The following is a 21,681-nucleotide window of genomic DNA, read 5'->3' as shown; positions in this document are numbered from 1 at the left end:
CGTCTCATTCTATCATGCGGCCTCGTCATGCCGCGCGCGCCGTCACATCTTCGGCCTCCGGATGTGATAGTGGACGACCCGGCGCCACGGGCCGGCCGGCGTCCCGGGATGCGGTAGCCTGACCTGGCAGGACCCCTGCCTCGGGGCTCCTGAGCACGTCATCGCACCTGAGGAGACCTCTGTGAAGAACGCATCCCGGCCCGCCCGGCGCCACCTCGCCGCAGGTGCGCTGGCCGCGGTCGCCCTGCTGGGCGCCACCGGCTGCTCCGCCGTGAGCCCGATCGCCACCGCCATCCAGTACTCCCCCTCGGACGGCATCAACGGCCAGGAGCAGGACTTCCTGAGCTACCGCAACCTCGCCCTCGTCGGCGACGGCGAGTCGGGCCCCGCCCGCCTGATCGGCACCGTGGAGAACACCTCCGGCCAGGATCAGACCTACACCTTCCAGGCCGAGGGCGGCGGCTCCGCGACCCTGAAGGTCCCCGCCGGCGAGAGCCGCAAGCTCGAAGACGAGGCGAACACGACCGTCCTGGAGCGCGAGGGCGTGTGGGTCGGCGAGAACCTGCCCGTGACCGTCTCCGGCAACGGCGGCACCGCCGACCTGGCCGTCCCGCTGCTGAGCGCCACCCAGGAGCAGTACCGTGACCTGCTCCCCGAGGGAGTCGAGCCCTCGGAGGAGGATCTCGTCGGGCACCTCCACGAGGAGACCCACCACTACGGCGAGGAGCACTGACCTCCGCCGGGCCTGCGCCCGGCACGCCACGGCCCCGGCCCCACCGCGAGGTGGAGCCGGGGCCGTCGTCGTCCCGGGTGCAGCGCGCCGGTCAGGCCTCGAACTTGTAGCCCAGGCCGCGCACCGTGACGAGGTAGCGGGGGCTCGAGGGATCGGGCTCGATCTTGGAGCGCAGGCGCTTCACGTGCACGTCGAGGGTCTTGGTGTCCCCCACGTAGTCGGAGCCCCACACGCGGTCGATCAGCTGGCCGCGGGTGAGCACGCGCCCGGCGTTGCGCAACAGCATCTCCAGCAGCTCGAACTCCTTGAGCGGCAGGGACACCTGCTCGCCGTCCACGGAGACGACGTGCCGCTCGACGTCCATGCGCACGGGGCCGGCGCTGATGGTCGCCGACATCGGCTCCTCCTGCTCCCCCTGACGGCGCAGCACGGCGCGGACGCGGGCCACCAGCTCACGCGAGGAGTACGGCTTGGTCACGTAGTCGTCCGCCCCGAGCTCGAGGCCGACGACCTTGTCGATCTCCGAGTCCTTCGCGGTCAGCATGATCACGGGGACGTTGGAGCGCTGGCGCACCTGACGACACACCTCGGTGCCGGACATCCCCGGGAGCATCAGGTCCAGGAGGATCAGGTCCGCGCTGTCGCGCTCGAAGACGCTCAGCGCCTCGTTGCCGTCGGCGGCGACGGTGACCTCGAACCCCTCCTTCTCCAGGAGGTAGGACAGGGGGTCGCTGAACGACTCCTCGTCCTCCACGATCAGAATGCGGCTCATGCGCTCGTCTCCTTCCGGGTCGGGGGTGCGGCCGAGGCGGTCACCCGGTGACCGCGCCGCTCGGTGACGTGGGCGGCGCCCGGCGCGCCGTCGACGGCGACACCGTCCCCCCACTCGGGCAGTCGGATGGTGAAGGTCGACCCGCGGCCCGGCTGGGACCAGAGGGTGACCTCCCCTCCGTGGTTGATGACGACGTGCTTGACGATGCTCAGCCCCAGGCCCGTGCCGCCCGTCTGACGCGACCGCGCCGCGTCCACGCGGTAGAAGCGTTCGAAGACCCGCTCCTGCTCCTCCGGGCTGATGCCGATGCCCTGGTCCGTGACGGTGACCTGGGCGAGCCCGTCCACGGAGCTCAGGCCGATGCCCACCGTGGTGCCCTCCGGGGAGTAGCGCACCGCGTTGTCCACCAGGTTGCGCACCGCGGTCATCAGCTGGTCCTGGTCCCCGTGCACCACCGCGTCCACGCGGCCGCCCACGCGCAGCGCGATGCCGCGGTCCTCGGCGGTCAGGCGCAGGCGGTCCACGGCGTCGGCGACGACGGCGTTGAGGTCCACGGGCCCCCCGTCCTGGACCACGTCCTTGGCCTGCAGCCGGGAGAACTCGATGATGTCCTGCACGAGGGCCGAGAGCCGGCGGGACTCGACGCCCAGGCGTGCGGCGAAGCGACGCACCGCCTCCTCGTCCTCCGCGGCGTCGCCGATGGCCTCGGAGAGCAGGGAGATGGCGCCCACCGGCGTCTTGAGCTCGTGCGAGACGTTGACGACGAAGTCGTGGCGCATGGCCTCGGTGCGGGTCACGTCCGTGCGGTCGTCGGCGAGGATCAGGATGTACTCCTCGTCCAGCGGGGCCACGCGCAGCTCGACGACGAGGCTCGACTGCCCGAGGGGTCCTCGGGGCAGCTCCATGCGGCGCTCGACGATGACGCCGTCGGCCCGCACGGTCCGCGTGAGCTCTCGCAGCTGGTCCTGGACGAGCGAGTGCCCTCGCACGAGGCCCAGGGCGTAGGCCGCGGGGTTCGCGCGCACCACGCCGTCGACGTCGTCCACCACCGCGTACGCGCGGCCGACCACGGAGAGGACCTCGGCGGCGCCCGGCGCCAGGGTGGGCTCGCCGACCGTCAGGTCCACCGTCCGCGAGCGCTCGGATGCCCGGAAGGCCAGCATGGAGGCCACTCCGGTGAACAGTCCGACCGCTCCGCACAGCAGGCCGATGATGACGGGATCCACGGCACCAGACTAGCCTCTGGCGGCCCGGAGACGGGCTGCCCCGGCGTCGCCAGACGCCGGACGATCGGCGTTCATGGGCCGTTCATCTTGCCCTGCCAGGGTGGACCGTTGCCCCGGGAGTCGGGGTCGGCGGCGCACGGGCGTCGCCGGGGAGAGGAGACCATGCGCGAGCTCTACCGAGCCGACCTCGAACGGCTGGGCCGCGACCTGACCGAGATCGCCCGCCTCGTGCACCGCGCCATGATGGACGCGCAGGCCGCCCTCGAGGCGGCCGACGTGCACGGCGCCGAACGGGTCATCTCGGAGGACGCGCGGATCGACCAGCTGCAGGAGTCCCTCGACGAGCAGGCCGTGCGCATCCTGGCACTGCAGGCGCCCGTGGCCACGGACCTGCGCACCGTCGTCGCCACGCTGCGGATGAGCTCCTCGCTCGAGCGCATGGGCGACCTCGCCCGCCACGTGGCCCAGCTGACCCGGCTGCGCTACCCCGAGCACGTCATCCCGGAACAGGTCCGTACCGTGATCACCGCGATGTGCGACGCCGCCGTGGAGGTGGCCGAGGAGGTCGTCCTGCTGCTCGAGACCCAGGACCTGGCTCACGGGGACCGGATCGACGCCCTCAACGAGGACGTCAACGCGCTGCACCTGTCCGTCTTCCGCGCGATCGCCGCCCCGGACTGGAGCGCGACGCCGGCCACCACCACGGACGTCACGCTGGCCTCGCGCTACCTCGAGCGGTTCACGGACCACGGCCTGTCCGTGGCCGCCAAGGTGCGCTACCTCGTCACGGGCGAGTGGGCGACCCACCGCCCGGACGCCACCGGCTCCTGACCGTCCCCGACGCCACGGGCCGGGCCCCCAGGCGGGGTCCCGGCCCGTCGTCGTCGGACGCGTCAGTGCGCGGAGCCCTGGGCGGCCACGGCGGCGGCGCCGGCCGCGGCGGCCTCCGGATCGAGGTAGCGGCCGTTCGCGGTGATCGGCTTGAAGTTCTGGTCCAGCTCGTAGACCAGCGGGATGCCCGTCGGGATGTTCAGGCCCGCGATGTCCTCGTCCGAGATGCCGTCCAGGTGCTTGACCAGCGCACGCAGCGAGTTGCCGTGCGCGGCGATCAGCACGGTCTTGCCGGCCTTGAGGTCGGGCAGGACCTGCTCCTCCCAGTAGGGCAGCAGGCGGTCGATGACCTGCTTGAGGGCCTCGGTGCGGGGGGCGTCCTTGCCCAGGTCCGCGTAGCGCTCGTCGCCGACCTGGGAGAACTCGGAGTCGTCGTCCAGGGCGGGCGGCGGGGTGTCGAAGGACCGGCGCCAGACCATGAACTGCTCCTCGCCGAACTCCTCCTTCACCTGGGCCTTGTCCTTGCCCTGGAGGGCGCCGTAGTGGCGCTCGTTCAGGCGCCAGCTGCGCTTGACCGGGATCCACTGGCGGTCCGCGGCCTCGAGGGCCAGGTTGGCCGTGGTGATGGCGCGCTTGAGCAGGGACGTGTGGACCACGTCCGGGCGGATGCCCTCCGCCTCCAGCAGCTCACCGCCGCGGGCGGCCTCGGCGCGCCCCTTCTCGGTCAGCGGGACGTCCACCCAGCCGGTGAACAGGTTCTTCTCGTTCCATTCGCTCTGACCGTGCCGCAGCAGGACCAGCGTGTACGTGGTGTTCGCCATGTCACCATCCTAGGCGGACCCGTCCCACCGCTCCCCTACGCTGGAGCCCATGGTGGAGAAGGCCCGGCGGCTGCGCGCGCGCACGACGCCCGGCCCCGGCCCCGCCCGGGGACCGCAGGGCCACATCACCCGCGGCACGACGGCGGCGCAGCGGATGCGCCGGGTGGACCGCTGGCTCACGGACGTGCACGGCCCCTTGCTGCGGCGCACTCCCCGCCCGCTGGCCGTGGACCTGGGCTTCGGCGCGGAGCCGGTGACCGCCGTCGAGATGGCCCAGCGGCTGCGCGTGCAGAACCCGGCCCTCGAGCTGGTGGGCCTCGAGATCGACCCCGCTCGGGTGGCCCGGGCGCGGGAGCGGGCCGGCGGCCTGCCGGGGGTCACCTGGGCGGTCGGCGGCTTCGAGCTGCCCGTGCCGCGGCCGCCCACCGTGGTGCGCGCGTTCAACGTGCTGCGCCAGTACCGGGAGGAGGACGTGCCCGCGATCTGGTCCCTGCTGTGCGCGGGGCTCGCCGACGACGGCGTCCTCGTGGAGGGCACCTGCTCCGAGGACGGCCGGCGAGCGGCCTGGGTGGATCTGCGTCGGGACGGGCCGGCGAGCCTGACCGTGGCCCTCCGGCTGGGCTTCTTCTCCCGCCCCTCGGACGTGGCGGCGCGCCTGCCGAAGGTCCTCATCCACCGGCACGTGCCCGGGGAGCCCGTCCATCGGCTCCTGGCGGAGGCCGACGCCGCGTGGGCCGCGCACGCCCCGCTCGCGGCCTACGGGACGCGGCAGCGGTGGCTGGCGACGGTCGGCACGCTGCGCGCGGCGGGCTGGCCCGTGCTGGGCGGCCCGCACCAGTGGCGGCGCGGGGAGCTGAGCGTGCGCTGGGCGGCGGTGGCGCCGTCGTCATGAGGGCGGCGCCGACGGCGCGGGACCCTCAGCGGCGCAGGGCCGGGCCCATGTCCTGGCGGGGGCCGGCGAGGTAGACGCACGCCACGCACGCGGCCACGAGGCCGAACATCCCCATCCCGCCGCCGGCGAGCACGCCGAGGAGCCCGACGGCGGCGGCGACGCCGGTGAGGATCAGCCAGAAGCTCCTGTCCCGGCCCCCGATGCGGGCGAAGTCGTCGGGGCGGCGCCGGACGACGTCCACCAGCGCCCAGACCTCGAGCACGAGCGCGGCGATCGCCAGGACGCGGAACAGCCAGTGGTCGACGAGCAGGGCGAAGTGCAGGGGGGCGCTCATGCCGGTCAGTCTAGGCGGTCGGCCCGGCCGGGTTCCTTCCCCGTCCGGGGCGGCGTCTAGGCTCGAGGCGTGAGCACCCAGACCGAGCATCGCGGCCTGTTCGTCGCCGTCGAGGGACCGGACGGATCCGGCAAGTCCACCCAGGCCCGCGCCCTGACGGAGGCCCTGCGCGCCGCGGGCCACGAGGTGGTGCTCACGCGCGAGCCCGGCGGCTCGGACTTGGGCGAGACGCTGCGGGGGCTGCTGCTGGACCCCGGGCACGCCCCCGTGGACCCCCGCGCCGAGGCGCTGCTGTTCGCCGCGGCCCGGTCCGCCCACGCCGTCCGCACGCTGCGCCCCGCGCTGGCCCGGGGCGCCGTCGTCGTCACGGACCGGTATGTGGACTCGTCCGTGGCCTACCAGGGCGCGGCGCGCGGGCTGGGCGAGGCGCGGATCGCCGCCCTGAACGAGTGGGCCACGGACGGCCTCGTCCCCGATCTGACGGTGCTGATCGACGTGGACGCGGCCACCGCCGCGGACCGGCGTGACCGGCGCGCGGCGGAGGGCGAGGGCACCCCCGACCGCATGGAGCGGGAGACGGCGGACCGGCACGAGGCCCTGCGCGCCGCCTTCCTCGCGCGCGCGGCGGCCGCGCCCGAGCGGTACCTCGTGCTCGACGGCGCGCTGCCGCCGCAGGAGCTCACCGCCCGCGCGCTGGCCCGCGTCACCGCCCAGGCGGCCGACCGATGACGGCCCCCGCCCCCGCCGTGTTCGCGGACCTCGCGGGCCAGGAGGCCGCGGTGGCCCAGCTGCGCCGCGCCGCGGCCGAGGACCGTCCCACCCACGCCTGGATGTTCACGGGCCCGCCCGGCTCCGGCCGGTCGACGGCGGCGCTTGCGTTCGCCGCGGCCCTGCAGTGCGAGGTCGCAGACCCGGCGGCGCGCGGCTGCGGCGAGTGCCACGCGTGCCGCACCGTCCTCGGCGGCACCCACCCGGACGTGACCGTGCTGGCCACCGAGGCGGTGAGCTATCGGATCGAGGACGTCCGCGCCCTCGTGGAGGCCGGCCAGTCCACCCCCGCGACCGGACGCTGGCGGATCTTCCTCATGGAGGATGCGGACCGCATGACGGAGCGCGCCACGAACGTGCTGCTCAAGGCCATCGAGGAGCCGCCGGCCCGCACGATCTGGATGCTGTGCGCCCCGTCCCCCGCGGACGTGCTCCCCACCGTCCGCTCCCGCTGCCGGCTGATCACGCTGAGCATCCCCGCCGTGGAGCAGGTGGCGGAGCTGCTGCACCGCCGTGACGGGCTGGACCGCGAGACGGCGCTCACCACCGCCCGGATCTCCCAGTCGCACGTGGGCATGGCCCGCCGCCTCGCGCGGGACCCGGAGGCCCTCGAACGCCGCGAGCGCATCCTCTCCCTGCCGCTCCAGGCCACCGCCGTCTCCGACGCGATGGCCCTGGCCGCCACGTTGGCCGAGGTGTCCAGGGCCGAGGCCGAGTCCGCCGCCGAAGCCCGGGACGCCGAGGAGCTCGAGGCGTTGCGCCGCTCCCTGGGCCTCGAGCCCGGCGAGCCCGTCCCGCCCAAGCTCCGCCACCACGTCAAACGGCTCGAGGAGGACCAGACCCGCCGGCGGCGCCGCGCCGTCCGGGACTCGCTGGACCGGGCCATGATCGACGTCATGGGCCTGTTCCGGGACGTGCTGCGCGTGCAGCTGGGCGCCGACGGCGAGCTCATCAACGAGCACCGTCGGGGCGAGATCGAGGCGTACGCCCGCGGCGCCGCCGGCGACTCGGCCGAGGTGCTCGCCCGGATCGACGCCGTCACCACGGCCCGGGAGCGCATCGCCGCCAACGTGCCGGAGCTGCTGGCCCTCGAAGCCATGATGCTGGCGCTGCTGCCCCGCCGGGTGCGCACCCCGCGACGTCGCTGAGCGGCCGCGCGGGGCGGGCCGGCGCCGGCTCAGCGGGTGCGGACCACCAGGTCCGGCACGTCGGCCAGGCCCGGCACCAGCCGGTCCGCGCCCGCCGCCAGCAGGACGGCGTCCGCGTCGCGACCCGTGCGCACGCCGACCACGAGTCCGGCCCCCGCGCGGCGCCCGGCCGTCATGTCCTCCGCGGTGTCCCCGACCACGAGGACGCTGCGGACGTCGTCGAGGTCGAGACCGAGCAGGGCGGTGAGGATCATGTCCGGGTAGGGGACGCCGCGGCCGGCGTCGTCCGGGGAGAGGCTCAGATCCGCCAGGCCCATCCACCCCAGCGACTCGAGGATCATGTTCTGGGTGTGGCGGGCGTAGCCGGTGCAGAGGCACACGTGGAGGCCGAGGGCGCGCAGGCGGATGAGCGCCTCCTCCGCGCCCGGCACGGCCTTGACGCCGTGCTGGCCCAACAGCGCGTCGAAGGTCGCCTCGAACGTGCGGGTCGCCGCCGCGGCCACCGCCCGGTCGGCGAACACGCGGGGGAACACGGCCGTGCGCGAGGTGGGCCGGAGCGCGCGGAACCGCCGCGCGGCGTCGTCGTGCTCCGGCGTGCCCGCCGGGACGCCGTGCTGGTCCAACGTGCGGGCGAACGCCGTGTCCTGGAGCCCGTGCTCCACGATGGACGTGCCGGACATGTCCACCACGGCCAGGCGGAGGGGCACGGCTGACGAGGCCGCGGCGGGGGGTGCCGGGGTGCGAGGGGCGTGGGGCAGGCTCATGCGTCTCCCGTCGACGGTGTGTGCCCACCAGGGAACCGTCCCCGTCTGGCCGCGGCATGGCCTGGGGGTGAACGCCCGCAGAAGGGGCGGGCCACACTCGGTGGCCCGCGCGCCCAGCCGTGCGGTGGAATCGGGGCCGCGAAACCGGTATGCTCGTCAGCCGTGGCCGTTCACGGTCACGTGCCTCCTTAGCTCAGCTGGCCAGAGCAGCTCCCTCGTAAAGAGCAGGTCGCCGGTTCGAATCCGGCAGGGGGCTCCCCCGGGCCCCGCCGCGTGATCACGCGGCGGGGTCCTCTCGTCTCCGGGCCGGCCCTCCGGGGCGCGCCGCCGTCAGAGCCTGGCTCCCAGCTCCTCCGCCCGGTCCAGGTGGCCGAGGGTGCGTTCGGCGTGCCGGCCGACCGACTCCGCCGAACCCTGACCGAGCCGGTACAGGGCGAGGGCCTGGGCGGTGGCGGCCAGCTCGTGCGCGGCGCGGGAGAGCTCACGGTGGACGTCGGCGGCCTCGGCCGGGATGTGCTCGCCGTCGCCCTCGTGGTCCCGGTGCAGGCGGACGCACAGGGCGCGGACCGCGGGGAGCCGTTCCGTGAGGACGTTGCCGGCGTGGACCACGCCGTTGCGCTCCTCGGGGCTCAGCACGTCCGTGCCCCGCTGGCCCTCCAGCACCTGCCAGTAGCGGTCCAGGGCCCGGCCGAGTCGGTCGTGGGCACGGCGCCACAGCCCCGTGCCGAGCTCGCGGTCGTCGGCACGCTCCTGACGGAAGCGTGCGAAGGGCCCCCTCATGCGCGGTCGCCGGACGGCCGGCGCGCGTCGGCGGGGTCGGTGACGAGCACGACCTTGCCCGTGCGGGTGGCGGAGTCGAACCAGTCGAACGCCTCGGCGGCCTCGGCGAGCGGGAAGCACGCCCCGACGCTCGCGTCGATGCGGCCCGCCGCCACCAGGGGCCACACGGCACGTTCGGCCGCGGCCACGATCCCGGCCTTGTCCACGACCGAGCGGGAGCGGAGCGTCGCCCCCGTGAGCCAGCCGCGCTTGACCACCAGCTTCATGATGTTGAAGTCCTCCGGGACGGCGCCGCCCTGGACCGCGAGCGTCACGATGCGTCCCTCGGGGGCGAGCGCGGACACGTTGGGTGCCAGGTACGGGGCGCCGACGACGTCGAGGATGACGTCCGCGCCGTGGCCGTCCGTGACCTCCTTGACCCACGGGGCGAAGGCACCGGACTCGGCGGCGCGGTGGTCGAACATGTGCTCGGCGCCCAGCCGCCGACCGAGCGCCACCTTCTCCGGGCCGCCGGCGGTGCCCAGCACCCGTGCACCGAGCGCGGCGAGGAACTGGACGGCGAAGGAGCCGATGCCGCCGGTGGCGCCGTGCACGAGCACCCGGTCCCCGGCCTGCACGCCCGCACGGCCCACGAGCGCCGAGTGCACCGTGCAGGCGACCTCCGGCAGGGCCGCCGCCTCGACGAGGCCGACGCCGTCGGGGACGGCCATGAGCTGGCCCGCCGGCACGGCGACGTACTCGGCGAAGCCCCCGCCGGCCAGGAGAGCGCACACCCGGTCACCGACGGCGAAGCGCCCCTCCCCCGGCATCCCGGCCTCGGGTCCCAGCGCCGCCACGGTGCCGGAGACCTCGAGCCCGGGGATCTCGGAGGCGCCGCGCGGCGGCGGATAGCGGCCCTCGCGCTGCGCGATGTCCGCGCGGTTGAGACCCGCGGCGGCCACGTGCACCAGCACCTCGCCCGGGCCGGGGTCCGGCACGGGCTCGTGGCCCACGCGGACGACGCCGTTGTCGCCGGCACCGGTGAATCGCACGGCGCGCATCTGTGCGGGGACGTCCATGGGGGTCTCCTCCTCTGGTCGGGGGTCGAGGGTCCATCCTCGCGCGCGGGGGCCGGACTCGCCACCGGTCGCCCGCCGGGCCACGGGCTAGAGTGGGTCCTCGACGCGGCGGCCCACGCCGTCGCGGTCAGGCCCGGGATGGTTGTCCGAGCGGCCGAAGGAGCCGGTCTTGAAAACCGGTGCGCGGTGACCCCGTGCCGAGGGTTCGAATCCCTCACCATCCGCGTGCACACGACGAGAGGCGGCGGGCCGGACGGCCCGCCGCCTCTCGTTCACCTGGAGGCCAACTGGATGTGATGGACTCCCCGCGTCACCCCGCCGTCCACCGGCGGCGCACCTCTGTCATCACGCATCCCGGGGAGAGCCATGCCCAGCCTGTTCCGCCGCCGTGCCGTCACCACGGCCGCCTGCACCGTCCTCGTCCTCGCGCCCGCGAGCGCGGCGCCCGCCCTGGCCGTCGAGACGGCCGCCGCGGACGAGACCACCATCTCGATCCTGTCCTTCAACGACTTCCACGGCGCGCTGTCCGCGGACTACATCGGCACGCAGTTCGCGGACACCGTGGAGGACTACCGCACCGCGTTCGAGGCCGAGCACGGTGCCGGCTCCACGCTGCTGACCAGCGCCGGCGACCTGATCGGCGGCTCGAAGTCCGTGTCCAACGTGCAGCAGGACAACCCGACGATCGACGTGATGAACGCGCTCGGCCTGGCCTCGCTGACCGCCGGCAACCACGAGTTCGACAAGGGCCTGGACGACCTGCAGGGCCGTGTGGAGTCCCGGGCCCAGTTCTCGGTGCTCTCCGCCAACCTGGTGGACCCGACGAGCAAGGAGCCCGTCCTCACCTCGCACGCCGTCTTCGACGTCGACGGCGTGCGCGTCGCGGTCATCGGCGCCTCCCCCAACGAGCTGTACGCGACCACCACCGGCGCGGGCCTGAAGGGCAACGAGGTCCTCGACGAGGTCGCCGCCGTGAACGCGGTCGCGGACGAGCTGGAGGCCCAGGACGCCGCCGACGTGATCGTGGCCTCGTACCACGACGGCGCCGCCGGCGCGGGCGAGCTGGCCGCCGAGCGGGCGGCCCGGGCCGAGTTCGACCGCATCGTCGGCGAGACCTCCTCCGCCGTGGACGTCATCTTCAACGCCCACACCCACCAGCTCTACCAGTACGACACCGCGGCCGGCGGCGCCCACCGCCCCGTGATCCAGGCGGGTGCCTCCGGCAGCCACCTGGCCGCCGTCGAGCTGACCGTGGGCGCCGACGGCGAGGTCACCGGGCTCACCCCGCGCCTGCTGGCCAGGTCCACGCAGGCCCCCGCCGAGGCCGCCGCGGAATCCCCCGTCACCGCCCAGGTGTACGCGATCGAGCAGGAGGCCGTCGCGGTCTTCGAGGACCTGCAGGGCGAGGTCGTGGCCGACCTGTCCGCCTCCATCACCACCGACTACCAGAAGCTGATCGACGCCGGCGGCTCCTGGAAGGCCGGCGGCACGCGCGCGGCCGAGACCACCCTGGGCACCTGGGTGGGCGACGCCGTCAAGCACGCCGCCGAGCAGGCGAACCCCGAGGTGGACCTCGGCGTGACCAACCCCGGCGGCCTGCGCTCCGAGCTGCTGACGGACCGCTTCACCGACGGCGGCGCGTTCCCGGCCAAGCCGGCCGACCTCGTCGGTCGCCTCACCCTGGGCGAGCTGCTCGACATGGCGCCGTTCGGCAACACCATCACCTACTTCGACATCCCGGGCTCCTCCATCAAGCTGGCCCTCGAGGAGAACTGGCGGAACGACGTGCGCAAGTTCACCCTCGGCTGGTCCGAGGAGCTGACCTGGACCTACGACGAGTCCCGCCCGCAGGGGGACAAGGTGACCGGCGTGTGGATCGACGGCGAGCCGCTCCAGGCGGACCGCATGTACACGGTGGCCAGCCAGTCGTTCCTGGCCGACGACACCTGGACGACGCTCGGGGACCCGACCAAGGCCCCCGACGGCTACACCGCCTTCGCGACCGGCCGCCAGAACTTCGTGAACATGGGCCTGTTGGACTCCCAGGCGATCACGGACTACGCCCGCGCCCAGGACGCGGCCCACGGCGCGGTCGCCCCGGACTTCGGCAAGAACGGCGTGCCGGTCACCGACGCCCCCGCCTCGGTCGAGGCCGGGCAGGCCGTCGGCCTGACCCTCGGGGACCTCGTGGTGGACTCCGACGGCGCCCCCGCGGCGACCGCGGTCGACGTCGCCTTCCGCACGGCCGACGGCGCCGAGACCGCCCTGGGCACCGTGGCCGTCCCGGCGGGCTCCGAGACCGTCACGCTCTCCGGGATCACCGCCCCCGCCGCCGCGGGCACGGGCGAGCTCGTGATGACCGTGCGCTACGCCGACGGCAGCACGACCGTGGTGCGCCATGCCCTCGAGGTCACCGCGGCCCCGACCCCCACCGAGCCGGAGCAGCCCGCCCCGACCCACCCGGGCAAGGGTCATGGCAAGGGCCATGACAAGGGCGCCGACCACCCGGGCAAGGGCCGCGTGAAGGGCGAGGACCACCCGGGCAAGGGCCGCGGCGTGCAGCGCGGCGCCGCCACGCACCCCGTCTTCTCCGCCCATGCCTGGCTGACCGCCGCGGGCCTGCCGCGCTGACCCATCGAGAACGAGACCGAGGACGACATGACCCCCCTGCCCCGCTTCGCCGCGCGCACCGCGGTGACCACCGCCGCCCTGGCCCTGCTCGCCCCCGCTGTGGCCCTGCCCTCCCAGGCCAGCCCGGCCGGCGACCCCCTCGTCATCAACGAGGCGTACACCAACGGCGGCTCCGCGAACGCCGTGTACACCCACAAGTTCGTGGAGCTCTACAACCCCACCGACCAGCCGATCAGCCTCGACGGCTGGTCCCTGCAGTACCGCTCCGCCGCCGGCACGGCCGCGACCCAGGGCACGGTCGCACTGTCCGGCACGGTGCCCGCGAAGGGCCACTTCCTGGTCTCCGGCGGCTCCAACGGCACCGCGGGCGCCGCCCTGCCGCAGGCGGACCTCGTGGCCGGCGGGGCGTTCAACCCCGCGGGCACCAAGGGCACGATCGTGCTCGCGCGCCAGGCGGGCACCATGACGGACCTGCCGGTCGGCTCCGTGGTGACCGGCCAGGTGCCGGGCGTCGCGGACGTGCTCGGCTACGGAGCCACCAACACCTTCGAAACAGCGGCTGCCGGCGCCCCCTCGGCCAACTCGGACCCGAAGTCCCTCACCCGCACGAACGGCGTGGACACGGACGACAACAGCGCCGACTTCACCGTCACCGACCAGGTCACCCCGACCAACGCCGCCGCCACCGGCGGCGAGCCGACCCCGGAGCCCGAGCCGCAGCCGACCCCGGCCGAGCGGATCACCATCGCCCAGCTCCAGGGCACCGGCACGGCCACCCCGTACGCCGGGCGCCAGGTGACCACCACCGGCGTCGTCACCGCCGTGTACTCCACGGGCGGCTACGACGGCTACTACATCCAGACCGCCGGCACCGGCGGCGACACCCCCGACGCCACCCCGGGCGCCTCCGACGGCGTGTTCGTGTACTCGCCGGACACGGTCGGCTCCGTGACGCTCGGCGACCACGTCCAGGTCACGGGCGAAGCGGCCGAGCACTACGGCCTCACGCAGATCAAGGTCGCCGCCGGCGGCGTGCTGCCGGTCGCCGAGCCCGGCGCCGTGGCCCCCACGCCGGTGGAGTTCCCGCTGGAGGAGGCCGACCGTGAGGCGCTCGAGGGCATGGTCCTCGCCCCGCAGGGCGACTGGACGGTCACGGACAACTACTCCCTCAACCAGTACGGCTCCCTCGGCATCGTCCCCGGCACCACGCCGCTGGACAACCCGACGTCCGTGGCTCGGCCCGGCGCCGAGGCCCAGGCCGTCGCGGCCGCCAACGCGCAGCAGCTGATCGTGCTCGACGACGGGGCCACCACGAACTTCATGCGCTCGCCGGGCAACCAGAACCCGCTGCCGTACCTGGACGCAGACCAGCCGGTGCGCGTGGGCGCGGGCCTGGAGTTCACCACCGGAGTCATCCTCGACTGGCGCTTCGACGCGTGGTCCTTCCAGCCGCTGGGCCACCTCACCGACGCCACGGCGGCCGCCGTCCAGCCCGTGACGATCGAGGACACCCGCCCGGCCGAGGCCGCCCCCGAGGCGGTCGGCGGCAACGTCACCGTCGGCAGCTTCAACGTGCTCAACTACTTCACGACCCTGGGTCAGGACGTGGCCGGCTGCAGCGCCTACCGCGACCGCGCCGGCACCCCCGTCACCACGAACGGCTGCCTGCCGCGCGGCGCCTACACCTCCGAGGCGTTCGCCCGCCAGCAGGAGAAGATCGCGGCCGCGATCAACGGCCTCGGCACCTCGGTGGTCGCGCTCGAGGAGATCGAGAACTCCGAGAAGTTCGGCCTCGACCGGGACCACGCGCTGGCCCACCTCGTGGAGGCCCTCAACGCGCAGGCCGGCGAGCAGCGCTGGGCCTACGTGGCCTCCCCGGCCACCCGTCCCGCGCTCGCGGACGAGGACGTCATCCGCTCCGCGTTCATCTACCAGCCGGCCGAGGTCACCCCGGTGGGCGAGTCGGTGATCCTGGACGACCAGACGAACTTCGACAACGCCCGCGAGCCGATGGCCCAGCTGTTCCGCGCCGCCGACGGCACGTCCGAGGGGGCGGCCGGCACCGACTTCGTGGCGATCACCAACCACTTCAAGTCCAAGGGCGGCTCGGGTGCGACCGGGGACAACGTGGACGCGGGCGACGGCCAGGGCGCGTACAACGCGGACCGCGTGGGCCAGGCCGAGGCCCTCGTGGCCTTCGCCGAGCGCATGAAGGCCGAGACCGGCACCGACCGCGTCCTGCTGATGGGCGACTTCAACGCCTACGAGAAGGAGGACCCGATCCGCGTGCTCGAGGCGGCCGGGTACCTCTCGCAGGGCACGCTCACGGGCGAGTACTCGTACGCGTTCGGCGGCGCCGTCGGCAGCCTGGACGGGATCTACGCCTCGCCGTCGGCGGCGACGGCGATCACCGGCCAGGACATCTGGATGATCAACGCGAACGAATCCGTGGCACTGGAGTACTCGCGCCACAACTACGTGGCCGAGGACCTGTACTCCGCGGACCAGTGGCGGTCCTCGGACCACAACCCGATCCTGGTGGGCCTCCAGCTCGACGCGCCCGTGACCGAGCCGACCCCGGAGCCGGAGCCCTCCCCGGGCGAGACCTGCGACGGCGTGACCGATCCGCGCGGCGTGCCGGGCAAGCCCGCGAACTCCGTGCGCGAGTGGCTGCGCTGCGTCGGCGCGACCCCGGGTCACGGCGGCGACCACCCGGGCAAGGGCCACGGCCCGGAGCACCCCGGCAAGGGCCGCGGGCCGGTCCGTCCCTGACGGGACGCGGGGCGCCGCACCCGGCATGACGACGGCGGGGCCGTCCGGGAGCCACCCGGACGGCCCCGCCGTCGTCGTGGGGGCTCAGCCGGCGAGCACAGCCGTCGCGGCGGCGTCGGCGTCGGCGAGGAAGAGGGCACGTCCGGCCGGATCGGCCCCGGCCTCGGCCGCGATCGCGGTGCCCCACTGCACGCCCGAGAGCTGCAGGCCCAGCACGAACACGTCCGCGTGGACCGTGCCGTCCGCGGCCCGCAGCCGGTACGGGCGGGCCGTGACGTCGAAGCCGGTGGCGGGCACGCGCACACCCTCCTCGTCCTCCCACGTCCCGGCCGCGGCGACGCCGTCCGCCAGCATCTGACGGACCAGCGGGGAGGCGGCGGCCTGCACGCGGTTGGGCGGCATCATCGCCTCCACCAGCCAGGCCCCCTCGACGACGGCGGGCCCCAGCGAGTCCTGCGCTCCCACCTGGGGGCTGTGGGCGGTGAATGCGTGTTCCTCGGCCTCGACCACGGGCGCGGGGCCGGCCCAGGTGAGCAGGCCGGCCCGGTGCACCGCGAGCATCTGCTCCACGCGCCACAGGGGCGGGCCGGAGGCGAGGCCCTCGACCAGCGGCTCGAACCAGCCCTGGACGTCCCGGATGCGGGAGGCCTCGGTGATCCGGCCCTCGGCGACCCACGCCTTGATCCGCAGTCGGCCGGCATGAAGCGCGCCGACGGCCATCATGAACGGGGACTCCTCCCCGAGGGCGGCCTCGACGCAGGTCTGCTCCATGAGCTCCGCGACGGCCCGCTGATAGTCCTCATGGGAGGCGAACACGGCGTCCTCGAACGGGGACCCATAGGCCAGGATGTCGAGGAAGCGCCGGCCGGGGGCGTACCGCTGGAGGAGCTCCTCGGCGTGCGCGGAGGTCACGGGGGCGCCGCGGCCGGCCTCCTCGAGCTGGCCGACGAGCTCCCCGAGGAATCGGCGCGCCTCGACGGGGCCGCCGAGGATCTCGGGCTGGGCCCGGACGAGCGTGGCGTAGTAGTGCCGGACCACGTCGCGGTGCAGCAGCGGCCAGAGGTGCTCGGCGAGGTCCAGGGCCCCGTGCCGGGCGGCGAGGGCGTCCACGGCGGCGTCGGAGAGGTAGCTGAGGGTGACGCCGCGGGGCACGAAGGCGTCCACCTCGGCCTTGGGCAGGTACGGGATGCCGCGGCGGGACATCAGGTGCAGGCGCGGCTCGTCCCCCGACGGCTCGTACCGCAGGGCCCGGCCGGGTCCGTCGCCGGTGCGGCGGTACACCCCGCCCCGGCCCTGGGTGAGCTGGGCCAGCAGGTCGAACGCGTTCAGGCCCATGCCCCGCACGAGGACGTCCGCCCCGGCCTCCACGGTCTCCCAGTCCACGTCCGAGGGGATCTGCGGGCCCTGGTAGTGCAGCTCGTCCCTGCCCCGCGCGGCGGCGGCCATCCGGTTCTGGCCGGGGCTGAGCTCCGCCGGCTGATGGCCCAGGCAGAGCACGACGGCGTCCGCGTCGAGCGCGGAGACCGCACCGTCGGCGTCCCGCAGCTCCAGGCGGGCGCCGCCGTCGGGCCGGGGGTGCAGGGCGGTGGCCTCCGCGCGGTGCTCGACGACCTCGACGACCTCGGGGCGGGCGCGCAGCCCCGCGACGACGTCCTTGTACAGGTGCCGGAGGTAGCGCCCGTAGACCGCTCGGGCCGGGTACTGGTGGCGGCGCACGCCGAGGCTGGCCTCCGGGTGCACGCGACGCCACTGGTCGAAGGTCTGGGCGGCGGTGGAGGGGCGCAGACCGGGGTTGTCGGCGGCGCACGCGGTCGGGAAGAACGCGGGGGTGTTCATGAGGTACAGCTCGGACTGGTCCGTGCGCCACACCCGCCCTGGCCCGGGCGGGTAGGGGTCCACGACGTCGATGCGCAGCCGCCGGGGGTGTGCGTCCGGGGCCGCGCCCTCGAGTCGGGCGAGGATCCGCTCCAGCAGCATGACGCCGCGGGGGCCGGCTCCCACCACTGCGAGGCGGCGCTCGGCCACCAGGGGCTCGGACATGGGGCCTCCACTCTCCTCGGGATCGTTTTCACGCCTGCGGCGCGCGTATTCCACACAATATCGGTGGCCGTCAAGGGTCGCGGACCGCATGCGCCACACTCCCACCGATCCCCCAGGATCCACAGCAGGCCCGGACGAAGAATCCGCGGAATCATGCGGATCACACCGAGATTCTGGGAGAAGTCTGGGAATTGGGAATCTGGGGGGCCGATGGTTGACGCCACTCGGGCCCATGGGGAATTGTGAATGAGCGTAAGGCAACAAAACACCAATTCAGAAGGAGAATTCCTCATGGACCGCAACGCTCTCGACCAGCTGCAGAACTCCACCGTCTTCGCCACCGACGGCGACAAGATCGGCTCCGTCGGTCAGGTCTACCTCGACGACGTCACCAACGAGCCCACCTTCGTCACGGTGAAGACCGGCCTGTTCGGCGCCCGCGAGACCTTCGTGCCGCTGCAGCAGGCCCAGACCACCGCCGACGGCATCACGGTGCCCTTCGAGAAGTCCTTCGTGAAGGACGCCCCGAACGTGGACGCGGACGGCTCGCTGACCCCCGAGGAGGAGCAGCGCATCTACGAGTACTACTCCATGGAGTACTCCGCCGCGGATCACGACGGCGACGTGCGTCGTGACGACGTGCGCACCGACGCCGGCGCCGCCGGCGTGGCCGGCACCGCGGGTGTGGCCGGCGTGGCCGACCGCCGCGACGAGGCCGTCGTGGACGGCGACCGCCGCGACGTGGCCGATCGTGACCGCCGCGAGGTGACCGACGCCGACTCCGTCGTCGTCAAGGACGAGCACCTGAACGTCGGCACCGAGCGCCGCGCCTCCGGCCGCGTCCGTCTGCGCAAGCAGGCCTACACCACCACCGAGACCGTCGAGGTGCCCGTCACCCGCGAGGAGGTCGTGGTGGAGCGCGAGTCCGTCGACCCGAACTCCGCCGAGGCCCGCACCGCCGGCCGCGACGGCGACGTCGAGGTCACCACCTACGAGGAGACCCCGGTCGTCAACAAGACCGTGGACGCCGAGAAGGTCTCCCTGGGCAAGCGCCAGGTGCAGGACACCGAGACGGTGACCGAGGAGGTCCGCCACGAGGACGTCAAGGTCGACGGCGACGCCACCGATCGCGACCTCGACGGCCGCAACGACCGCAAGGATCGCATCTGATCTGAACGGACGCGTCGGCCTCAGGCCGGACGGCTGACAGATCACGCGGGGCCCCGGATCCATGGATCCGGGGCCCCGCTCGTGCGCGATGGTGATCCGTCCGTGAGCACGCCGCTCCTTTGCCCTGCCCTGGCCTGGCGCGCTAAACTGAACCGGTCTGACCGCGCGTCGCCCCGTGCGAGGCGCGCCGGATGGAGGAGACGTGCCAGAGCGGCCGAATGGACTTCACTGCTAATGAAGGGCTCGACGAAAGTTGGGCCGGGGGTTCAAATCCCCCCGTCTCCGCCAGAGAGGGCCGGAATCCACGCGATTCCGGCCCTTTCCGCATTGCTAGGCCGTTTTCGTGGGGACACGGAGTATGCACCAGTAGGCACAGGGTAGCCTCAATCCCGACTAATGCCCGACTAGTCGATAGTCGGTCGGGCCGCGACTGGAACGGAGGCCCGGACATGGCGACCCCGCGCAAGCTCCCACGCGGCATCACCCTGAACCCGAGCGGGCGCTACCGCGTGAAGCTGTACGCCCAGGATCGGGAGTTCAGTCTCGGCACGTTCGCCGCGCTGGCGGACGCGAAAGCCGCTCTAGCCGTGGCCCAGGGGGAGGTTGCCCGGGGCACGTTCATTCCCCCTGCCGAACGGCGCAGGGCGCTGAAGGCCGAGGCGGAGGCCGCGAGCGCCCGCGCCGCCGCCGAGTCCCGGACGGTGCGCCAGCTGGCCGATGCTTTCTTGGCATGGAAGGAGGGGGCCGGGCTGGCCTGGGGCAGCGTCTACACCTACCGGCGGCACCTAGAGGGGCATTTCCTCCCGGAGTTCGGCGACCGGGCTGTGGGCGCGGTGACGACGGTGGACCTGAATGCATGGCTGGACAGGTTGGAGTCCGACCACGGGGCATCAGTGGCCCCGGAAGTTCACGGGACCGTCACGGCGCTGTTCAAGTTCGCCGCCGGTCAGGCCCGCGACCTGCCCCGAGGATTCACCCCGTGGATTACCGCCTCCCCTGTGCCCGCGTTGACCCGCACCCGGCGGCGCGAGCACCGGCAGGTGACGATCCTCGCCCCCTCCGAGCTGGCCCGCCTGTCCGAGCTGATGACCTACCCCGAGGACCGGGCGCTGATCCTCACCGCCGGATGGTGTGCCTTGCGGATCGGCGAGGCCCTGGCCCTGCGGCGTCGGCACGTCGTCACCGATGACGCCGGACGGCTCATGCTGCGGATCGAGACACAGGTGCAGGCACGCGGGAGAGGCCTCTACGAGGCCCCGCCCAAGTCCGAGGCCGGGCGGAGGACCATTTATGTTCCCGCGCTCGCCAGAGAGGCGCTGACGGCCCACCTGGCCCAGCACGTCGGGGCCACGGCGGAGGCGCTGCTGTTTCCCCGGCGCGGCGGTGGGAACCGGCTGAACAACCCGAACACCATCGGGAAGCGGCTCAAATCCGCCGTGGACCTGCTCAACCGCGAGCGCGAGGACGCCGGGGCGGAGCCGTTGGGTCGGTTCACATTCCACGGGCTGCGGCACACCGGCCTGACCCGCATGGGCCAGCAAGGGGCCACGGAGGCCGAGCTGATGGCATTCGCCGGACACTCCGACCCCAAGGCGGTCCGCATCTACCAGCACGCCGAACGGAACCGGCTCGCCGCGCTCGCCGACCGGATGACCGGGGAGGACGCATGAGCACGCCGAGCCGTCAGGGGCACTTCATCACGGTGGTCTGTGCCCACCCCCGGCACCGGGGTGAGCGCCGGTGGATCGTCACCCGCTTCATGGGGACTGCGGACGGCTCGCCCGTGGACTGGATCGAGATACCGGGTACTAGCCGTGCGTGGCGGGCCGAGAGGAAACACCCGTCGCCAGACCGGAACGCCGCCGAACTGGGCTGGGTGTCCGACAAGCCGGGTCACCGGTTCTACTACCAGCACGGTCAGTCCCGGCCGCTCTTCGAGCTGCTGAACGAGTACGGGGAACCCCGGGATGTCTCTGCCCCAATCGAGAACCGCGTCATCCTGTGGTGCGAGCGGTGTGCCCGAGCGGGGCGAACCCCCGAGCTGCGTTGCCCGGAGCCCGAGCTGTGGCGGCTGCTGGACCTCCTGCTTGCGGCGGGCCGGGAATCCGTCACGGTCCGCGAGCTGATACAGGCGCGCCAACAAGTACGGCCAGAGTAGGCACGTCTGCGCGCATGTATGATTCTTAGTAGCGGGAGGCATCGTGACCTCTAGTCCGCGCGTAGATGCGCCGGGCTGACTAGGCCCAAGCTGGACGCCCAATGTAGGGACCAGGGAAGGCCTCAGAGTCATGCCCGGAGGTACACCGCATGTCTGCCCCTCTCCCGTCGCACCTGACCATCGTTCAGTCCGCCGACCTGCTCCAAGTGTCCCGAGACACCATCCGCCGACTGATCGCGTCCGGTGACCTGAAGGCCTACCGCATCGGCCCCAGCACCAACCGCCGCCGCCCCATCCGCGTGGACCGGGACAGTCTGCTAGCCCTGCGCGAGCCGGTCACCAGCCTGGCCGCTCTGAAGGCCGGTGAGGCCGCGTGACCCTCCCCCAGACACGAGAACGCCGCCCCCACGCTGTAGGAGCGGCGCCCTGGAAGTCGTATGACGGCGACGAGACCAGGATACCGACCGCGAGCGCCCCCGAGGGGCTGGCCACCCCCTTGTTCGTTGCCGACCTGCTGGGCCGGCTGGCCGAGGCCGAGCACGCCCCCTCGTGCACCTGCGGGGACTGGGGCCGCGCCCTGGCGCTCGTGCTGGCCCTGGCATCCGAACACGAGTGCACAGCACACCCGGCCATCGTGGAGTCCGTGGCCCGCACGTTCGCGGGCTGGGACGGCGCTGACGCGGCGGAGGACCGGTCTGTGACCCGTTTCCGGGTGTGGCACGCGGCCGAGTTGAGTCCCGCATAGTGGTGTAGCGCCCGGTGGTCGGGCGTGTCGTCTCAGAC

At 73.5% G+C, this 21,681-nt stretch carries 20 protein-coding genes and 3 tRNA genes; 15 read left to right on the top strand and 8 right to left on the bottom strand.

Going from position 1 to position 21,681, the window contains the following annotated elements; genetic code table 11:
• The first annotated feature begins 181 nt into the window (after nucleotides 1–181).
• The gene (locus NR072_RS10095; RefSeq protein WP_036384688.1) at nucleotides 182–733 is read left to right on the top strand and encodes a hypothetical protein; all 552 of its coding nucleotides are present in this window, start codon (nucleotides 182–184) and stop codon (nucleotides 731–733) included.
• A gap of 91 nt (nucleotides 734–824) precedes the next feature.
• Here the strand turns inward: NR072_RS10095 and NR072_RS10090 are convergent, their stop codons facing one another.
• Both NR072_RS10090 and NR072_RS10085 read right to left on the bottom strand, forming a co-directional pair.
• Nucleotides 825–1,505 (bottom strand): response regulator transcription factor, encoded by a 681-nt coding sequence (locus tag NR072_RS10090; RefSeq protein WP_002858071.1) that lies wholly within the window; start codon nucleotides 1,503–1,505, stop codon nucleotides 825–827.
• The gene (locus tag NR072_RS10085) at nucleotides 1,502–2,731 is read right to left on the bottom strand and encodes a cell wall metabolism sensor histidine kinase WalK (RefSeq protein WP_036384686.1); all 1,230 of its coding nucleotides are present in this window, start codon (nucleotides 2,729–2,731) and stop codon (nucleotides 1,502–1,504) included. Before NR072_RS10085 ends, NR072_RS10090 begins: the two co-directional genes overlap by 4 nt.
• 162 nt (nucleotides 2,732–2,893) lie before the next feature.
• Between NR072_RS10085 and phoU the strand changes: the two genes are divergently transcribed.
• A complete protein-coding gene (gene phoU / locus NR072_RS10080; RefSeq protein ID WP_036316039.1) occupies nucleotides 2,894–3,562 on the top strand; it encodes a phosphate signaling complex protein PhoU in 669 nt (222 codons plus the stop codon).
• A 62-nt stretch (nucleotides 3,563–3,624) separates the two neighbouring features.
• Here the strand turns inward: phoU and NR072_RS10075 are convergent, their stop codons facing one another.
• Entirely contained in the window at nucleotides 3,625–4,383 is a 759-nt protein-coding gene (locus tag NR072_RS10075) for a phosphoglyceromutase (RefSeq protein ID WP_041104716.1), read from the bottom strand.
• Between the two features lie 49 nt (nucleotides 4,384–4,432).
• On the opposite strand from NR072_RS10075, the gene NR072_RS10070 reads away from it, so the two are divergent.
• Nucleotides 4,433–5,275, top strand: coding sequence for a class I SAM-dependent methyltransferase (locus NR072_RS10070; RefSeq protein ID WP_256837122.1), 843 nt, complete (start codon nucleotides 4,433–4,435; stop codon nucleotides 5,273–5,275).
• Nucleotides 5,276–5,300: 25 nt separating this feature from the next.
• Here the strand turns inward: NR072_RS10070 and NR072_RS10065 are convergent, their stop codons facing one another.
• A complete protein-coding gene (locus tag NR072_RS10065; RefSeq protein WP_256837120.1) occupies nucleotides 5,301–5,609 on the bottom strand; it encodes a DUF2516 family protein in 309 nt (102 codons plus the stop codon).
• Between the two features lie 69 nt (nucleotides 5,610–5,678).
• On the opposite strand from NR072_RS10065, the gene tmk reads away from it, so the two are divergent.
• Both tmk and NR072_RS10055 read left to right on the top strand, forming a co-directional pair.
• Nucleotides 5,679–6,338 (top strand): dTMP kinase, encoded by a 660-nt coding sequence (gene tmk / locus NR072_RS10060; RefSeq protein ID WP_256837118.1) that lies wholly within the window; start codon nucleotides 5,679–5,681, stop codon nucleotides 6,336–6,338.
• Nucleotides 6,335–7,525 (top strand): DNA polymerase III subunit delta', encoded by a 1,191-nt coding sequence (locus NR072_RS10055; protein ID WP_256837116.1) that lies wholly within the window; start codon nucleotides 6,335–6,337, stop codon nucleotides 7,523–7,525. Before tmk ends, NR072_RS10055 begins: the two co-directional genes overlap by 4 nt.
• A 29-nt stretch (nucleotides 7,526–7,554) precedes the next feature.
• Here the strand turns inward: NR072_RS10055 and NR072_RS10050 are convergent, their stop codons facing one another.
• Nucleotides 7,555–8,289 (bottom strand): HAD family hydrolase, encoded by a 735-nt coding sequence (locus tag NR072_RS10050; RefSeq protein WP_256837114.1) that lies wholly within the window; start codon nucleotides 8,287–8,289, stop codon nucleotides 7,555–7,557.
• A gap of 182 nt (nucleotides 8,290–8,471) precedes the next feature.
• Between NR072_RS10050 and NR072_RS10045 the strand changes: the two genes are divergently transcribed.
• Nucleotides 8,472–8,545 (top strand) — tRNA-Thr (locus tag NR072_RS10045).
• Between the two features lie 74 nt (nucleotides 8,546–8,619).
• Here the strand turns inward: NR072_RS10045 and NR072_RS10040 are convergent.
• Both NR072_RS10040 and NR072_RS10035 read right to left on the bottom strand, forming a co-directional pair.
• Nucleotides 8,620–9,069, bottom strand: coding sequence for a hypothetical protein (locus NR072_RS10040; protein WP_073117220.1), 450 nt, complete (start codon nucleotides 9,067–9,069; stop codon nucleotides 8,620–8,622).
• A complete protein-coding gene (locus NR072_RS10035; RefSeq protein WP_081097720.1) occupies nucleotides 9,066–10,127 on the bottom strand; it encodes an NAD(P)H-quinone oxidoreductase in 1,062 nt (353 codons plus the stop codon). Before NR072_RS10035 ends, NR072_RS10040 begins: the two co-directional genes overlap by 4 nt.
• Nucleotides 10,128–10,263: 136 nt before the next feature.
• Here NR072_RS10035 and NR072_RS10030 point away from each other — a divergent pair.
• From NR072_RS10030 to NR072_RS10020, 3 genes are all read left to right on the top strand, one after another.
• A tRNA-Ser gene (locus NR072_RS10030) sits at nucleotides 10,264–10,351 on the top strand.
• 142 nt (nucleotides 10,352–10,493) lie between these two features.
• A complete protein-coding gene (locus tag NR072_RS10025) occupies nucleotides 10,494–12,758 on the top strand; it encodes a bifunctional UDP-sugar hydrolase/5'-nucleotidase (RefSeq protein ID WP_256837111.1) in 2,265 nt (754 codons plus the stop codon).
• A gap of 27 nt (nucleotides 12,759–12,785) precedes the next feature.
• Nucleotides 12,786–15,530, top strand: a complete 2,745-nt coding sequence (locus tag NR072_RS10020; RefSeq protein ID WP_256837109.1) for an ExeM/NucH family extracellular endonuclease — start codon at nucleotides 12,786–12,788, stop codon at nucleotides 15,528–15,530.
• 84 nt (nucleotides 15,531–15,614) lie between these two features.
• Here the strand turns inward: NR072_RS10020 and NR072_RS10015 are convergent, their stop codons facing one another.
• The gene (locus tag NR072_RS10015) at nucleotides 15,615–17,570 is read right to left on the bottom strand and encodes an FAD/NAD(P)-binding domain-containing protein (protein WP_095354008.1); all 1,956 of its coding nucleotides are present in this window, start codon (nucleotides 17,568–17,570) and stop codon (nucleotides 15,615–15,617) included.
• Nucleotides 17,571–17,861: 291 nt separating this feature from the next.
• Here NR072_RS10015 and NR072_RS10010 point away from each other — a divergent pair, with 291 nt between their 5' ends.
• From NR072_RS10010 to NR072_RS09985, 6 genes are all read left to right on the top strand, one after another.
• Nucleotides 17,862–18,740 (top strand): PRC and DUF2382 domain-containing protein, encoded by an 879-nt coding sequence (locus tag NR072_RS10010; RefSeq protein WP_036383728.1) that lies wholly within the window; start codon nucleotides 17,862–17,864, stop codon nucleotides 18,738–18,740.
• Nucleotides 18,741–18,936: 196 nt separating this feature from the next.
• A tRNA-Ser gene (locus NR072_RS10005) sits at nucleotides 18,937–19,028 on the top strand.
• Nucleotides 19,029–19,189: 161 nt separating this feature from the next.
• Nucleotides 19,190–20,410 (top strand): site-specific integrase, encoded by a 1,221-nt coding sequence (locus tag NR072_RS10000; RefSeq protein ID WP_166437819.1) that lies wholly within the window; start codon nucleotides 19,190–19,192, stop codon nucleotides 20,408–20,410.
• Complete coding sequence (locus NR072_RS09995) at nucleotides 20,407–20,898, top strand: hypothetical protein (RefSeq protein WP_041102872.1); 492 nt, start codon at nucleotides 20,407–20,409, stop codon at nucleotides 20,896–20,898. Before NR072_RS10000 ends, NR072_RS09995 begins: the two co-directional genes overlap by 4 nt.
• Before the next feature lie 149 nt (nucleotides 20,899–21,047).
• Nucleotides 21,048–21,275 carry a helix-turn-helix domain-containing protein gene (locus NR072_RS09990; protein ID WP_052520020.1) on the top strand — a complete coding sequence of 76 codons (228 nt, stop codon included), beginning with the start codon at nucleotides 21,048–21,050 and terminating at the stop codon, nucleotides 21,273–21,275.
• A gap of 119 nt (nucleotides 21,276–21,394) precedes the next feature.
• Nucleotides 21,395–21,643 carry a hypothetical protein gene (locus tag NR072_RS09985; protein WP_256837099.1) on the top strand — a complete coding sequence of 83 codons (249 nt, stop codon included), beginning with the start codon at nucleotides 21,395–21,397 and terminating at the stop codon, nucleotides 21,641–21,643.
• Nucleotides 21,644–21,681: the final 38 nt, after the last annotated feature.

The sequence above is a fragment of the Micrococcus sp. Mcc89 genome (genome assembly GCF_024519795.1).
Classification (GTDB): Bacteria; Actinomycetota; Actinomycetes; order Actinomycetales; family Micrococcaceae; genus Micrococcus; species Micrococcus luteus.
The sequence above is the reverse complement of the archived record's forward strand: the minus strand, read 5'-3'. Positions and strand labels throughout refer to the sequence as shown.

Excerpts from the sequence above, each read along its gene's own strand:
- NR072_RS09990 (WP_052520020.1), top strand. The coding sequence starts at position 21,048 with ATGTCTGCCCCTCTCCCGTCGCACCTGACCATCGTTCAGTCCGCCGAC.
- NR072_RS10070 (WP_256837122.1), top strand. The coding sequence starts at position 4,433 with ATGGTGGAGAAGGCCCGGCGGCTGCGCGCGCGCACGACGCCCGGCCCC.
- NR072_RS10010 (WP_036383728.1), top strand. The coding sequence starts at position 17,862 with ATGGACCGCAACGCTCTCGACCAGCTGCAGAACTCCACCGTCTTCGCC.
- NR072_RS10065 (WP_256837120.1), bottom strand. The coding sequence starts at position 5,609 with ATGAGCGCCCCCCTGCACTTCGCCCTGCTCGTCGACCACTGGCTGTTC.
- NR072_RS10040 (WP_073117220.1), bottom strand. The coding sequence starts at position 9,069 with ATGAGGGGGCCCTTCGCACGCTTCCGTCAGGAGCGTGCCGACGACCGC.
- NR072_RS10090 (WP_002858071.1), bottom strand. The coding sequence starts at position 1,505 with ATGAGCCGCATTCTGATCGTGGAGGACGAGGAGTCGTTCAGCGACCCC.
- NR072_RS10000 (WP_166437819.1), top strand. The coding sequence starts at position 19,190 with ATGGCGACCCCGCGCAAGCTCCCACGCGGCATCACCCTGAACCCGAGC.
- NR072_RS10015 (WP_095354008.1), bottom strand. The coding sequence starts at position 17,570 with ATGTCCGAGCCCCTGGTGGCCGAGCGCCGCCTCGCAGTGGTGGGAGCC.
- NR072_RS09995 (WP_041102872.1), top strand. The coding sequence starts at position 20,407 with ATGAGCACGCCGAGCCGTCAGGGGCACTTCATCACGGTGGTCTGTGCC.
- NR072_RS10020 (WP_256837109.1), top strand. The coding sequence starts at position 12,786 with ATGACCCCCCTGCCCCGCTTCGCCGCGCGCACCGCGGTGACCACCGCC.
- NR072_RS10025 (WP_256837111.1), top strand. The coding sequence starts at position 10,494 with ATGCCCAGCCTGTTCCGCCGCCGTGCCGTCACCACGGCCGCCTGCACC.
- NR072_RS10055 (WP_256837116.1), top strand. The coding sequence starts at position 6,335 with ATGACGGCCCCCGCCCCCGCCGTGTTCGCGGACCTCGCGGGCCAGGAG.
- NR072_RS10035 (WP_081097720.1), bottom strand. The coding sequence starts at position 10,127 with ATGGACGTCCCCGCACAGATGCGCGCCGTGCGATTCACCGGTGCCGGC.
- NR072_RS10050 (WP_256837114.1), bottom strand. The coding sequence starts at position 8,289 with ATGAGCCTGCCCCACGCCCCTCGCACCCCGGCACCCCCCGCCGCGGCC.
- phoU (WP_036316039.1), top strand. The coding sequence starts at position 2,894 with ATGCGCGAGCTCTACCGAGCCGACCTCGAACGGCTGGGCCGCGACCTG.
- NR072_RS10075 (WP_041104716.1), bottom strand. The coding sequence starts at position 4,383 with ATGGCGAACACCACGTACACGCTGGTCCTGCTGCGGCACGGTCAGAGC.